The sequence below is a fragment of the Kitasatospora sp. CB01950 genome (genome assembly GCF_001905465.1).
GTDB lineage: Bacteria > Actinomycetota > Actinomycetes > Streptomycetales > Streptomycetaceae > Kitasatospora.
Map to the genome: position 1 here is coordinate 205,830 of NZ_LISX01000011.1, position 13,659 is coordinate 219,488.

General features: G+C 73.3%; 15 protein-coding genes. 8 read left to right on the forward strand and 7 right to left on the reverse strand.

Annotated features, from left to right (window positions below; all coding sequences use genetic code 11):
- Positions 1 to 20: 20 nt before the first annotated feature.
- The 6 genes from AMK19_RS25935 to AMK19_RS25960 are packed head-to-tail and all read left to right on the forward strand — an operon-like array spanning position 21 to position 4,664.
- The gene (locus tag AMK19_RS25935; RefSeq protein WP_073815776.1) at positions 21 to 275 is read left to right on the forward strand and encodes an acyl carrier protein; all 255 of its coding nucleotides are present in this window, start codon (positions 21 to 23) and stop codon (positions 273 to 275) included.
- A 1-nt stretch (position 276) separates the two neighbouring features.
- Positions 277 to 735: an SRPBCC family protein gene (locus AMK19_RS25940; RefSeq protein ID WP_073815777.1), complete on the forward strand. Its 459-nt coding sequence runs from the start codon at positions 277 to 279 to the stop codon at positions 733 to 735.
- A 5-nt stretch (positions 736 to 740) separates the two neighbouring features.
- Entirely contained in the window at positions 741 to 1,061 is a 321-nt protein-coding gene (locus tag AMK19_RS25945) for a TcmI family type II polyketide cyclase (RefSeq protein WP_073815822.1), read from the forward strand.
- Positions 1,062 to 1,107: 46 nt separating this feature from the next.
- Positions 1,108 to 2,796 (forward strand): acetyl-CoA carboxylase, carboxyltransferase subunit beta, encoded by a 1,689-nt coding sequence (gene accD / locus AMK19_RS25950; RefSeq protein ID WP_073815779.1) that lies wholly within the window; start codon positions 1,108 to 1,110, stop codon positions 2,794 to 2,796.
- Complete coding sequence (locus tag AMK19_RS25955; RefSeq protein WP_073815781.1) at positions 2,793 to 3,299, forward strand: acetyl-CoA carboxylase biotin carboxyl carrier protein; 507 nt, start codon at positions 2,793 to 2,795, stop codon at positions 3,297 to 3,299. The genes accD and AMK19_RS25955 overlap by 4 nt, the downstream gene beginning before the upstream one ends.
- A 9-nt stretch (positions 3,300 to 3,308) precedes the next feature.
- The gene (locus tag AMK19_RS25960; protein ID WP_073815782.1) at positions 3,309 to 4,664 is read left to right on the forward strand and encodes an acetyl-CoA carboxylase biotin carboxylase subunit; all 1,356 of its coding nucleotides are present in this window, start codon (positions 3,309 to 3,311) and stop codon (positions 4,662 to 4,664) included.
- A gap of 95 nt (positions 4,665 to 4,759) precedes the next feature.
- Here AMK19_RS25960 and AMK19_RS25965 read toward each other — a convergent pair whose 3' ends face one another.
- The gene (locus tag AMK19_RS25965; protein WP_073815784.1) at positions 4,760 to 5,878 is read right to left on the reverse strand and encodes a methyltransferase; all 1,119 of its coding nucleotides are present in this window, start codon (positions 5,876 to 5,878) and stop codon (positions 4,760 to 4,762) included.
- Positions 5,879 to 5,923: 45 nt separating this feature from the next.
- Complete coding sequence (locus AMK19_RS25970) at positions 5,924 to 7,159, reverse strand: right-handed parallel beta-helix repeat-containing protein (protein ID WP_143200391.1); 1,236 nt, start codon at positions 7,157 to 7,159, stop codon at positions 5,924 to 5,926.
- 227 nt (positions 7,160 to 7,386) lie between these two features.
- Here AMK19_RS25970 and AMK19_RS25975 point away from each other — a divergent pair, with 227 nt between their 5' ends.
- Positions 7,387 to 7,674, forward strand: a complete 288-nt coding sequence (locus AMK19_RS25975; RefSeq protein WP_073815785.1) for a hypothetical protein — start codon at positions 7,387 to 7,389, stop codon at positions 7,672 to 7,674.
- 85 nt (positions 7,675 to 7,759) lie between these two features.
- Here the strand turns inward: AMK19_RS25975 and AMK19_RS25980 are convergent, their stop codons facing one another.
- Entirely contained in the window at positions 7,760 to 8,458 is a 699-nt protein-coding gene (locus tag AMK19_RS25980) for a hypothetical protein (RefSeq protein ID WP_083647351.1), read from the reverse strand.
- A 216-nt stretch (positions 8,459 to 8,674) separates the two neighbouring features.
- Between AMK19_RS25980 and AMK19_RS25985 the strand changes: the two genes are divergently transcribed.
- A complete protein-coding gene (locus tag AMK19_RS25985) occupies positions 8,675 to 10,384 on the forward strand; it encodes an alpha/beta hydrolase (protein WP_073815787.1) in 1,710 nt (569 codons plus the stop codon).
- 1 nt (position 10,385) lies between these two features.
- On the opposite strand, the gene AMK19_RS25990 is transcribed toward AMK19_RS25985, so the two are convergent.
- The 4 genes from AMK19_RS25990 to AMK19_RS37530 form a co-directional block, all read right to left on the reverse strand.
- On the reverse strand, positions 10,386 to 12,017 hold the full coding sequence (locus tag AMK19_RS25990; protein ID WP_083647353.1) for an MFS transporter: 1,632 nt from the start codon (positions 12,015 to 12,017) through the stop codon (positions 10,386 to 10,388).
- The gene (locus tag AMK19_RS25995; protein WP_073815789.1) at positions 12,014 to 12,568 is read right to left on the reverse strand and encodes a TetR/AcrR family transcriptional regulator; all 555 of its coding nucleotides are present in this window, start codon (positions 12,566 to 12,568) and stop codon (positions 12,014 to 12,016) included. The genes AMK19_RS25990 and AMK19_RS25995 overlap by 4 nt, the downstream gene beginning before the upstream one ends.
- A gap of 231 nt (positions 12,569 to 12,799) precedes the next feature.
- The gene (locus AMK19_RS26000; protein WP_143200392.1) at positions 12,800 to 13,195 is read right to left on the reverse strand and encodes a cell division protein SepF; all 396 of its coding nucleotides are present in this window, start codon (positions 13,193 to 13,195) and stop codon (positions 12,800 to 12,802) included.
- Positions 13,196 to 13,590: 395 nt separating this feature from the next.
- On the reverse strand, positions 13,591 to 13,659 hold a 69-nt coding region (locus tag AMK19_RS37530), incomplete at its 5' end, for a mycothiol transferase (RefSeq protein ID WP_241844592.1).

The following is a 13,659-nucleotide window of genomic DNA, read 5'->3' on the forward strand; positions in this document are numbered from 1 at the left end:
CCCACCGCAAGGAGCAACAGATGGCATCCGAGATCACCTACGAGGAACTCGCCACCCTGATCAAGGCCCGGGCCGGCGTCCAGGTCACCGTGGACGAACTCGCCGACCCGGGCTGCATGTTCCTCGACCTCGGCGTCGACTCGCTGGGGGTGCTCGGCGTCCTCTCCGACCTGGAGAACCGCTACGGCGTCTCCATCGACTCCTCCGACCTGCTCGGGCGTCCCGTCGCCGAGTTCCTGCAGACCGTCAACTCCACCGTGAAAGCTGGTGCCTGAGATGCCCGGACACACCGACAACACCATCCTCATCAACGCCCCCGTCGACCTGGTCTGGGACATGACCAACGACCTGGAGCAGTGGCCCCAGCTGTTCAGCGAGTACGCCTCCGTCGAGGTCCTCGACCGGCAGGGCCAACTGGTGCGGTTCCGGCTCACCATGCACCCCGACGAGAACGGCCAGGTGTGGAGCTGGGTCTCCGAACGCGAGACCGACCGCGACGCGCTCGCCGTCCGCGCCCGCCGCGTCGAACCCGGCCCGTTCGAATTCATGGAGATCCGCTGGGAGTACGAGGACCTCCCGAAGAGCACCCGGATGCGCTGGATCCAGGACTTCGCGATGAAGCCCACCGCGCCCGTCGACGACCTCTGGATGACCGACCGGATCGACCAGAACTCCAAGATCCAGATGGAGCTGATCCGCGCCAAGGTCGAACACCGCGCCGGCGCGGCCGGATGACCGGCATGCACCGCACCCTGATCGTCGCCCGGATGAAACCCGGCACCGCCGACCACATCGCCGGCGTCTTCGCCGACTCCGACCGCGGCGCCCTGCCCGGCCTGATCGGCGTCAGCGGCCGCAGCCTGTTCCAGTTCGGCGACGTCTACCTGCACCTGATCGAGTCCGAGCGCCCCGCCGGACCCGAGGTCGCCAAGTACGCCGACCACCCCGAGTTCCGCGACGTCAGCGAACGGCTCGCCGTCTACGTCGACGCCTACGACCCGGCGACCTGGCGCAGCCCCAAGGACGCCATGGCCCACGAGTTCTACCGCTGGGAGCGCTGAACACCCGCACCACCACAGGGAATTGCACAGAGAAGGGAGAGCCGCCGTGGCCGAACCGGGCGAACCGACGGACTGGGTGCGCTGCGAAGGCTGCGCCGGCCTGCTCTACGGCAGACGCTGGGCGCGCACCCTGCAGGTGTGCCCCGACTGCGGGCACCACGGGCGGCTCACCGCCCCGCAGCGGCTCACCCAACTCCTCGACCCGGGCACCGCCGAACTCCTCGGACCGGTGCCCGCCCTGCACGACCCGCTCGGCTTCGTCGACAGCCGCCCCTACCAGGACCGCCTCGACGAGGCCCGCGACCGCACCGGCCTGCACGACGCCGTGCTGTGCGCCGCCGGACAGATCGAGGGCCAGCCCTGCGTCACCGCCGTGATGGACTTCCGCTTCCTCGGCGGCAGCCTCGGCTGCGCCGTCGGCGCCCTCATCACGCACGCCGCCACCACCGCGCTCGACCGCCGCGTCCCGCTCGTCCTGGTCACCGCCAGCGGCGGCGCCCGCATGCAGGAAGGCGTGCTGTCGCTCATGCAGATGGCCAAGACCGCGCAGGCCATGGCCGAACTCGACGAAGCCGGCATCCTCACCGTCTCCGTCATCACCGACCCCACCTACGGCGGCGTCGCCGCCTCCTTCGCCACCCTCGCCGACGTCATCCTCGCCGAACCCGGCGCCCGAATGGGCTTCGCCGGCCCCCGCGTCATCGAACAGACCACCGGCGAGAAACTCCCCGAAGGCTTCCAGACCGCCGAATTCCTGCTCGCCCACGGCATGGTGGACGACGTCGTGCCCCGGATCGGCCTGCGCCCCGTCCTCGGCCGCCTCCTCGGCCTGCGGCCCCCCGGCCCGACCGGGTCCGCCGCCGCACCCGACCCCGCCGCCATCCTGCGCGCCGTCGACGAACTCGCCGACCGCGACCCCTGGCAGAACGTCCGCCTCGCCCGGCACCCCGAACGGCCCACCACCCTCGACTACATCCGCCGCCTCGTCGACGACTTCCAGGAACTGCACGGCGACCGGCTCACCGAGGACTGCCCCGCCATCGTCGCCGGCACCGGACGCCTGGCCGGCACCCCCGTCGTCCTGATCGGCCACGACAAGGGCGGACCCGACCTCGGCGAACGCCGCCGCCGCCGCTTCGGCATGGCCCAGCCCGCCGGCTACCGCAAGGCCAACCGGCTGATGCGCCTCGCCGCCAAACTCGGCCTGCCCGTCGTCACCCTGATCGACACCCCCGGCGCCAACCCCGGACCCGAGGCCGAGACCGGCGGACAGGCCGCCGCCATCGCCGAGAACCTCCGCCTGATGGCCCGCCTCCCCGTCCCCATCGTCGCCGTACTGATCGGCGAGGGCGGCAGCGGCGGCGCCCTCGCCCTCGCCGTCGCCGACCGCGTCCTGGTCAGCGCCAACGGCATCTACTCGGTGATCAGCCCCGAAGGCTGCGCCGCCATCCTGTGGAAGGACCCGCAGGCCGCCCCCGCCGCCGCCGCCTCGCTGCGCATGCACCCCGGCGACCTGCTCAGCCTCGGCGTCGTCGACGGCATCGTCCCCGAACCGCCCGAAGGAGCCCACCAGGACCACGCCGCCGCGGCCGACCTGCTGGAAGCCGCCGTCACCGAGGCCCTGCGCGAACTGATCCCCTGGGACCCGGACCGGCTGCGCGCCGCCCGCCGGGCCCGCTTCCACCGCTACGGCGCCGACCAAGGCGCCGCTGCGGCAGATTGGAGCCAGCCATGACCGTCGAGGTGAAAGACCAGCCGTCCCACGGACGGATCGCCCTCACCGGTGACGGCTCCGGCGGCCCCGAGCCCGGCGCGGACCTCGCCGAACTGTGCCGCAGCATCGCCGAACTCGCCCGCACCAGCAGCCGCCCGCCCCGCCGGATCCGACTCGAACACCTCGGCACCGCCGTCGAGGTCGAATGGGACGGGGACGGCGCTCCGGCCGCACCCGGGACGGAGGGCCGGTCGCCCGCCGCCGCACCGGAACCGCAGGACGGCCACCACCACGTGTGCGCCCCGATGATCGGCACCTTCTACCACGCGCCCGAACCGGGCGCGCCGCCGTTCGTCAAGGTCGGCGACAACATCACCCCCGGCCAGCCGATCGGCCTGCTCGAAGTGATGAAGATGATGAGCCCCGTCGAGGCCGACACCGCCGGCCGGGTGGTGGAGATCCTCGTCGCCGACGGCACCGCCGTGGAGTTCCAGCAGCGGCTGATCGCCGTCGAACCGGCCTAGGAGGACGGCGTGTTCACCACCGTGCTGATCGCCAACCGCGGCGAGATCGCCCTGCGGATCGCCCGCACCTGCCGCGAGATGGGCATCCGCACCGTCGCCGTGCACTCCACCGCCGACCGGGACTCGGCGGTGGTCCGCTTCGCCGACCGCGCCGTCCACCTCGGCCCGGCCGCGTCCAGAGCCAGCTACCTGCACATCCCGTCCATCGTCGAAGCCGCCCGGCTCACCGGCGCCCAGGCCGTCCACCCCGGCTACGGATTCCTCTCCGAGGACCCCGACTTCGCCGAGATCTGCGAAGCCAACGGCCTCACCTTCATCGGCCCGCCCCCGCAGGTCATCGAACAACTCGGCGACAAGTCCGTGGCCCGCCGGCTGATGGCCGAAGCCGGACTGCCCGTCCTGCCCGGCTCCACCGGCGCCGTCCGCAGCCCCGCCGAAGCCCGCGAGATCGCCGCCCGCACCGGCTACCCCGTCATCCTCAAGGCCATCGCCGGCGGCGGCGGACGCGGCATGGCCGTGGTCCGCGACGCCGCCGACCTGGCCACCGCCTTCCAGGAGACCCGCGCCCACGCCCGCGCCGTCTTCGGCGACGACCGGCTCTACCTCGAACGCTACGTCGACAGCGCCCGGCACATCGAGGTCCAGGTGCTCTGCGACCACCACGGCAACGCCATCCACCTGGGCGAACGCGACTGCTCCGTGCAACGCCGCCACCAGAAGCTGATCGAGGAATCGCCCGCACCCAACCTGCCCGACCCGCTGCGCCGCGAGATCTGCGCCGCCGCCGTCCGCGGCGCCCTCGCCGTCGGCTACGTCGGCGCCGCCACCTTCGAGTTCGTACTCGGCCCCGACGGCTCCTTCCACCTGATGGAGGTCAACTGCCGCCTCCAGGTCGAACACCCCGTCACCGAGATGGTCACCGGCATCGATCTCGTCCGCGAACAGCTCACCATCGCCGCCGGCGAACCCCTGACCCACCGCCAGGACACCGTCGCACCGCGCGGCGCGGCCGTCGAAGCCCGGGTCAACGCCGAGGACCCCGACCGCGGCTTCCTGCCCACCCCCGGACTGCTCACCGAATTCGTCCCGCCCGGCGGCCCGTTCGTCCGGGTCGACACCCACGCCTACCCCGGCTGGCCGATCGGCCCCGACTACGACTCGCTGCTCGCCAAGACCATCGCCTGGGCGCCCGACCGCGAACAGGCCGTCGCCCGCCTCGACCGCGCCCTCGCCGAGTTCCGCATCGACGGCCCCGGTGTCCGCACCACCACCGACTACCTGCGCCGCACCCTCGCCGACCCGCGCTTCCGGGCCGGCCGGCACACCACCGCGCTGGTCGCCGAGATGGCGGCGGAGGCGGTGTAGCGCTCCCGCGTACTCGCGCTCCCGCGCACTCGCGCAACGGAGAAGCCGTCCGGACGATCTCCGGACGGCTTCTCCGTCGGCACCGGTCAGGGGCCTCAGGGGACGGTGCAGGTGAAGGCGTGCAGGTACGCGTTGACCGGGGCCACCGACCGCAGCAGCAGGCCGGACTCCTCGATCAGCGCCGTCAGACTGCCCAGCGTGTGCTTGGCGCCGCCGACGTTCAGCAGCAGGAGCAGGTCCATCGCAGTGGTGAAACGCATCGACGGGGAGTCGTCCACCAGGTTCTCCACGATCACCACCCGGGCCCCCGGACGGGCCACCTGACGCAGATTGCGCAACGTGCGGCGGGTGGACTCGTCGTCCCACTCCAGGATGTTCTTCACCAGGTACAGATCGGCCTGCACCGGGATCGCGACCCGGCAGTCGCCCGGCACCAGCCGGGCCCGCTCCGCCAGCGCACCGCCCGGCAGCAGCCGCGGATCGGCGTGCTCGACCACCTTCGGCAGATCCAGCAGCGTGCCGTGCAGCGCCGGATGACGCTCCATCAACGCCGCCAGCGCCTGCCCCTGGCCGCCGCCGATGTCGGCCGCCGTGGCGATGCCCGCCAGATCCAGGAAATCCGCCAGGTCCTGCGCGGACTGCCGGCTGGACTGCGTCATCGCCCGGTTGAACAGCGCCGCCGACTGCGGCGCGTCGTCGTGCAGGTACTGGAAGAACTCCTTGCCGAAGGCATCGGCGAACACGCTGCGCCCGGTGCGCACCGCGTCGTCCAGCCGCGACCAGGACTGCCACGTCCACGGCTCGGTGCACCACAGCGCGATGTCGCGCAGGCTGCCCGGCTCCTCGGCGCGCAGCAGCCGCGACAGCGGGGTGTGGCGGTAGCGGCCGTCGGCGGCCCGGTCGAACACCTGGTAGCAGACCAGGGCCCGCAGCAGCCGCTCCAACGGGCCGGCTTCGACGCCCAGCCGGGACGCCAACTCCTCGGCGGTGGCGGGCTGTTCGTCCAGCGCGTCGGCCAGCCCCAGACTGGCGGCGGCGCGCACCGCGCCCGCGCAGGCGGCGCCGAAGACCAGCTCGCGCAGCACCATCGCGGGCGGCACACCGGCGGCTTCGGCTGCCTCGGTCGCCTCCTCTGCTGCGGTGGCCGCGGCGATGGGTGAGGTGGCGGCGGGGGTGGGGGACGACGGGACGGGTCGGGTCGGGGCGGAGGTCATGGGCGCGGCGGCCTTTCGTCGGGGCTGGAGGGCTCGGATGGCCGGTCAGCAGTGGCCGGCGGGCTGGGAGGTGCGGCAGGCGTTGTTCGTGAAGGAGCTCCCGGTGTCCTGGTCGAGGTCGGCGATGTCGGCGGGCTGGTTGTCGCTCAGCATGTTGCCGGTGATCACCGCGCGGGCGTTCGGCGCGCCCACCACGCTCGGGTACAGCACGATGCCGCCCGACATCGGCGAGGTGCCGGAGTGGTCGGCGACCTGGTTGTCGGAGACCACGACGTCCTCGGTGCCGGTCAGCAGGATGCCGGTGCCCTGGACCGCGTCCAGGCGCGGATTGGGTGCGCAGTAACGGTTGTTGGCGCGCACCACGTTGTCGGAGACGGTCAGCGAACCGGCCCGCGGCACCCCGTCGTCGCCGACCACGAAGATGCCGCCGCAGTTGCCGTACGCCAGGTTGCCGATCGCCGTCAGGTCACGTACCCGGCGCAGCTGCAGGCCGATCCGATTGTCGGTCAGTCGGTTTCCCGCCACCTGGGTGCCGCGGGTCTCCAGCGCACCGCCCTTGCGGTCGAACCAGTTGGCGACGAAGATCCCCGCCTGCCCGTTGTCCCGAGCCTCGTTGTCGGTCAGCACCGTACGGGTCGACATCTCGACGCTGATGCCCTGCAGGCCGTTGTCGTGCGAGGACACCTCATGGACCGTCAACCGGTCGGTGACGGCCGCGGCGATCCCGCTCTTCGGGAAACCCGCCACCGCCAGCGACTCCACCACCGCACCGGACACCGGCCGCACCGGCATCCCGCGGTCGTCCGCCACCCCCGTCACGCACAGCCCGTTGCCGGCCGCGGCGCACGCGCTGCGGTCCGCCGGGTCGGGCACCAGCACGGTGCGGTTGCCCTGCCCGCGCAGCGTCACGCCGTCGGTGGCGAGGGTGACGCTGCCCGGGAAGGTGCCCGCGGCCAGCTCCACCACGTCGCCCGGGCGGGCCGCGTCCACGGCGGCCTGCACGGAGGCGCCGGGCGCGAGGTGGTGCACGTTCGGGCGACCGGCGCTGCCGGGTGCGGCCGGACCGGGCACGGCTGCACCGGGTGCGGCTGCTGCGCCGGGCACGGTTGTGCCGGGCACGGCTGCGCCCGGAGCGTGGCCGGGGGCGAGCAAGGGGGACTTGTCGACGGTGAACGGGGCGGGCGTCGTGGCGCCCAGCAGGGCGGGCACGGTGGCCGCGGTGGCGAACAGAACGGCGGCGAGGCGGATGCGCGGACGCGCCGGGGCGAAGAGAGAAGTCATCTGGGGAAGCCGGCTTCCAGGGGTCGCGGTCGCGGACGGCCTTGGCGCGCGCCCGCCGCCTCGACGCTATGGTCGCGCCCCGCCCGCGGCCAGCCGGGTTCGGTCGCAAGAGTTGCCCACGCCGCCGACCGGGTGGCCCGACGCGCCCAGACCCCCGGTACACCCGATCGGGGGGCACACCGGCCGGGCACCGGGCCCGCCCAGGCCCACCGAACCACTATGGACCCATGAACATGCAAAGTGGACGAATCGCCGAACACACCGACCCAGCCCCCGACGACCTGCGCCCCACCGGCGTCGGCCGCACCGACCTGTTCCCCGCCGAACCGCACTCCGCCGACCACTACCGCACCGAGCGGCAACGCAGCGAGGAGTACCGGCTCGACGAGGAACTCGCCGCCCGACAGGCCGCCGTGGACGTCGGCCCCGAGACCGAAGCGGAGACCGCGAGCTGGCCGGACGCCGAGGACCCCGCCTGGGACTACGACGACGTCATCCTCCGGTCGGTCAACTGAGTGCCCCTCAGCACGCGGTGCCCGCCGCTCGGCCACGGTCGAACGGCGGGCACCGCGCGCTGAGGGGCACTCAGCTCCGCGGACGTCAGTAGCGCTGGGCCTTCACCACCACCGGCACCAGCGTGGTGTCCGAGCTCTTCGTCGAGAACACCACCGGGTTCTCGGTCGCGCCCGCCGCCAGGTTCTCCACGCCCACCACCGCCGAGTCCACGGTCTGCCCCGAGCCGTCGGTGAAGTCCACCTGGATCGCGTACGAGGCGGTCGCCCCAGTGCTGTTGCGGACCGTCACCTTCGCCGCGGTCAGACCGCCGGTCACCTGCGTCGGCACCCCCGTCAGCGTCACGTCGCCCAACGCGTTGCCCGCGTCCGGGACGCCCGCCAGCACCTGGGTCGCCTTCTCCCGGCCCGCCGCCAGCTGGGCGTTGGCCGAGGACTCGAACGCCGCCGCCTGCCGCGACGCCGACGCCTGCGCCGACGAGACCGACGCCAACGCCGAGGAGTGCACCGAGGCGAGCGGCGACGCCGGCTCGCCCGAGAAGTTCTCCGCCCCCACCGTGAACGTCGACATCGCCGCCTGGGTCGGGTTCTCGCCCGAGGTGCCGCCGCAGGACGCCATCACCGCGATCCCGGTCGTCGCCGCGCCCAGCGCCAGCGCCAGCCGCACCCCGCGGCGGGCCGGCCGACCGGGCCGGACCGGCCGGACCGGCGGGCCGACCCGGCCCTGGCGCAGCAGCGGCCCGCGGGGCGCGCCGGTGGGGGAACTGTTCTGGTCCGCGTCTCGCATCGCGCTGCACCCTTTCGCTCAGGACCGCGCCGGCCACTGTGCGCCGCGGTCGATCGGGCGAGCCGTCGGCCCGCGCCAGGACGTGCGGAACCGACGCTCCGCCCACCGTCCCCATCGTCGGAGCGCGCCAACCCCCGGAGCCAGCGGCGCTGCGCCATTGGGAGGAGTCCGACGGGCCGTCAGATCGACGGCCCGGGCGACGGATACGTATGGCGGGTGACCGATGGACGAAGCAGCGCGGCGACAGCGCCGAGGGCAGTGGGGGAGCAGCGGATCGTACGGCGGTGGCCGAGCTGGAGCGCGCTGGTCGGGGCGGTGCTGTTCTACTGCCTGTCCTTCACGCCGTCGCTGCTGCCCCGGCCCTGGCACCTGCAGGCCGCGGCCGGGGCGATCACCGCGCTCTTCGGCTACGGACTCGGCGCGTTCTTCGGCCTGGTCGCCCCCCGGTGCGGGCTGCGGCCGGCGCCGGCGGTGCGGCGCGCCGGGTGGTGGGCACTGGCCGCGGTGGGCGGCGGGGCGGTCGTCGCGGTCACCGCCTGGAGCGTGCGCTGGCAGGGCGACGCGCGGCGGGCCGTCGGCCTCGACCCGCAGATCGGCTGGTGGCAGTGGGCGCTGGTGCTCCCCGTCGCCGCGCTGCTCGGCGCGCTGCTGGTGCTCGCCGCGCGGGCCGTCCGGCTCGGCACCCGGACGCTGCGGCGGCTCCTCGGCCGTGCCGTCCCCGGCTGGGCGGCCGCCGCCGGGGCCGGCGCGCTCGCCGCCGTCCTGGTGTTCGGCTTCGTCGAGGGCTTCCTGCTGCGAGGCCTGCTCGGCATCGCCGAACGCGCCGCCGCCCTCGCCGACCGCTCGACCGCCCCCGGCATCGTCCGCCCCGACCTTCCCACCCTCTCCGGCAGCCCCGCCTCGTTCGAGAGCTGGGACAGCCTCGGTGCGAAGGGCCGCGACTTCGTCGGCCACGCCCCGACCGCCGCCGAGATCTCCGCGTTCACCGGACGGCCCGCCAAGGACCCCGTCCGGGCCTACGTCGGCCTGCGCTCCGGCGAAGGGATCGGTCTCACCGACCCGGTGCACGTGCTGGAGGACCGGGCCCGGCGGGCCGTCGCGGAACTCGACCGGGCCGGCGGCTTCCGGCGCAAGGTCCTGGTGGTGATGGGCACCACCGGCAGCGGCTGGGTCAACGAACGGATCGCCCAGCCGCCCGAGTACCTGTACGACGGCGACAGCGCCGAAGTCGCCTTCCAGTACTCCTACCTGCCGAGCTGGATCTCCTTCCTGACCGAGGGCGAGGCCACCGACGCGGGCCGGGCCCTCTACGACGCCGTCCACGCGCACTGGTCGCAGCTGCCCGCCGACAGCCGCCCCCGGCTGCTGGTCGCCGGCGAGAGCCTCGGCTCGTACGCCGTCGAACGGGCCTTCCCCGACGGCGTCGACCAGCTCGCCGCCGAGACCGGCGGGGCCCTGCTGGTCGGGCCCACCCCCGACAACCCGCTGCGCAGGACGATCACCGACGGGCGGGCGCCCGGCAGCCCCGTCTGGCGGCCGGTCTACCAGGACGGCCGCACCGTGCGCTTCGCCCAGCAACCCTCCGACTTCGCCGTCCCCGACGCGCCGTGGCCGCAGCCCCGCGTGGTGTACCTGCAGAACGGCAGCGACCCGGTGGTGTGGTGGCAGCCCGCGCTGATCTGGAGCCGCCCCGCCTGGCTGAACGGGCAGCGCGCCCACGACGTCTCACCCGCCATGCGCTGGTACCCGCTGGTGACGTTCTGGCAGGTGTCCTGCGACCTGGCGGCCTCCGAGGCGGTGCCCGAAGGGCACGGGCACCGCTACGGACTGATGCCGGTCGAGGCCTGGGCGCGGATCGTCCCGCCCGAGGGGTGGAGCTCGGCGGACACCGAGCGGCTGGTGGCCCACCTGCGGGAACAGGGGTGAATCAGTGGTGGGCCGGGTCGTGCCGGGGAGCGGTGGCGCTCCGGGCGGCGTTCTCGGTGCGGGGGCGCAGGAGATGGCGGGCGAGGGCCGCGGCGGTCAGCAGCAGGGCGGCCGAGATCCACGCGGCGACGTTGATGCCGTGGACGAACGCCGTGTTCGCGGCCGCCAGCAGCTGCTCGGCGGGGCCGGCCGGCAGCGTCGAGGCCACCTCCACCGCACCGCCCAGCGACTGCCCGGCCTGGTCGGCGAGCGCCGGGTCCGTGTGCGCAGGGACGGTCAGCGACCCCGCGTACAGGGCCGTCACGATCGAGCCGACCAGCGCGATGCCGAGCGCCGCGCCCAGCTCGTACGCCGTCTCCGACACCGCCGAAGCGGCGCCCGCCTTGTCGGCCGGAGCGGCACCCAGCACCAGGTCCGAGGAGAGGGTGTACACCACGCCCTCGGCGGTGCCCAGCGCCAGGAACGACGAGCCGATCAGCAGGTAGGCGCTGTCGGCGTGGATCACGCCCAGCACCGCGATGCCCAGCCCCATCACCAGCAGGCCGACCGTCAGCACCCGGCGCGCACCGGCCCGCCGGGCCAGCCGGGCCGTCAGCAGACCGCCCGCCACCGAACCGACGAAGGCCGGCAGTTCGGCGACACCCGCCGAGAGCGGCGAGTAGCCACGGACCAGCTGGAGGTACTGCGACATGAAGAAGATCACACCGGACAGGCCGATCAGACTGATCAGCGAGGACAGCACCGCCGCCGTGAAACGAGGGTCACGGAACAGCCGGATCTCCAGCAGCGGCGTCGCCAGCCGGAGCTGACGCCGTACGAACAGCGCCAGCGCCGCCGCACCGAGGACGAACACCGCCGGGGTCGCCCAGTCGGACAGGCCGTGCGCGGCGAACTCCTTGATCCCGTACACCACGCCGATCACGCCCGCCATCGACAGCAGCACGCTCGGCATGTCCCAGCGGCCCGGGCGCGGATCGCGGGACTCCGGCAGCAGCCAGCCGCCGAACACCAGCAGCAGCACCATCACCGGCAGGTTCAGCAGGAACACCGAGCCCCACCAGAAGTGCTCCAGCAGCACCCCGCCCACCAGCGGCCCGAGCGCCGCACCTGCCGTCGCGCCCGCACCCCATACACCGATCGCGGTCGCCCGCTCCCGGGCGTCCGGGAACAGTGCGCGGATCAGCGACAGCGTGGACGGCATGATCGTCGCCCCCGCCACGCCGAGCAGCGCCCGGGCCAGGATCAACCAGCCCGGACCCGGCGCGTACGCCGCCAGCAGCGAGGCCGCGCCGAACGCCGCCGAGCCCGCCAGCAGCACCCGCTTGCGGCCCAGCCGGTCGCTGAGCGCGCCCATCGACACCAGCAGGCCGGCCAGCACGAACGAGTAGACGTCGCCGATCCACAGCAGCTGGGTGCCGGACGGGCGGAGGGTTTCGGTGATCGACGGGATGGCGAGGGAGAGGACCGTCGCGTCGACCGCCACCAGGGTGACGGCGAGCACGAGGACGGCGAGGCCGGTCCAGCGGCGGCCGGTGGTGGGGTTGGGGGCGGTCTCGGAGCCGGCAGTTGAGGTGTGGGTGGGCGGCAGGTGGCCGGGCGGGCCCGGCGGGGTTGTGGAGAGGGGGGAACTCATCGGGTATCAGGTCTCCGTAGAGCGCCGCCGAGGAACAACTCGGCGAGCGAGAATGCGCTTTCGCGAGGGGCGAGCCGGCCTTCCTGGACGGCCCAGCCGATGCCGGCCACCAGGTCGAAGAACGCCTCACTGAGCCAGCCGGCCGAGAGCTCGACCCTGAACGCCCCCTCCTGCTGGCCGCGCAGGAACAGTGCGCGGACCCGGGCGTCTTGGAGCTCCCAGAGGTCGTTGATCTCGGGATCGTCGTACAGCTGGTTCTCGCCGGCGAGGAAGGCGCACAGCGCGGCATCCGGCACCACCGCGTCCACCAGTCGGCGCAGCGCGGACTCGGCGTCGCCCTCCTCGATCTGCGCGGTGTCCAGCGCGGCCGAGAAGCGACGCAGGCCGAGCGCGCCCACCTCGCGGATCAGGGCCTCCCGGCCCGGGAAGATCCGGTGCAGGGTGGCGCGGCTGATGCCGGCGGCGCGGGCGATCTCGTCGAGATGGGCGGTCGGGCGTCGCGAGAGGACGCCGACGGCTGCCCCAAGGACGGAGTCGCGGTCGGTTGCCATGAGAGCAGCCTAGCGCAGGTGAGACATTGATGTCTCAATTTGGGGGTGGAGGTCTCAACGGTGGTGGGAGTGCGAAGGGGGGCGCACGACGAAGACCCCGCGCGGGGCGCGGGGTCTTCGGGGGGTGGCGCTGTGGTATTGCCGTGCGGCCGGGGGCGTTGGATCCGGTTGCCAGGGTGGCCGGCGCTGGTGGTCAGCGCTGGTGGCGGCCCTGGTCGTCAGGCCTGGTCGTCAGCTCTGGTTGTAGAAGCCGGACTCGTCGAGCGGGCGGTCGATCACCATCACCTCGACGTCCGCCGGCGTGAGCAGGAACACCCGGCGGGCGATCCGCTCGATGCCGCCGCAGGTGCCGAAGATCAGACCGGAGGCGAAGTCGACCATCCGCTTGGCCTCGGCGTCGTTCATCTCGGTGAGGTCCATGACCACCGGCGTGGCAGCACGGATGTGCTCGCCGACCGTGCGGGCGGCCTCGAACCCGGTGGGCCGGAGCGAGACGATCTTGGACGGCCCGGGCTGCCCGCTCGGCAGCGTCTCCTCGCCGTCCCACGATTCCTCGTACATCGCGGCCGGGTAGCTGCCGGAGGGCATCAGCCACCCGTTGTGGTGCTCGTCGCGAAGTGCTCCCATTAGCCGCGCCTCCCTGTCTCGTTCCGTACTCGTCCCCCGGGGGACAACGGTCGTTTTGACACGTCATCCACTTGTTGGAACTGTCCGAGTATCGCACTGATCACTGTCGAAGTGCCCGCACGCGACGCCCCAGCAGGTTGTGGCGTGGGCGAATATCCGTGCTTGCCCGGATATTCGCAACGACGCAGTCGGCCGGTGAACGGTTGCGCGCGACGACACTATCGGTGGCGGCCGGAGGACAGTTGACTGTGTGTCAACAATCATGTAACGGCTTCACCCGATGGGGTTCACCTTGGGTGGTCGGTTCGCGGGACTGTGCTCTCTTCCGACCGCGTGTCGTGGGGGTCGGCGGGGCCGGATCCCTGGAAGTGGGGCTGGGCCGGCGTTCGGTGGGGTCACTCGCCGGTGGCGCCGTCGATCCGCTCGCGGATCAGGTCGGCGTGGCCGTTGTGGCGGGCGTACTC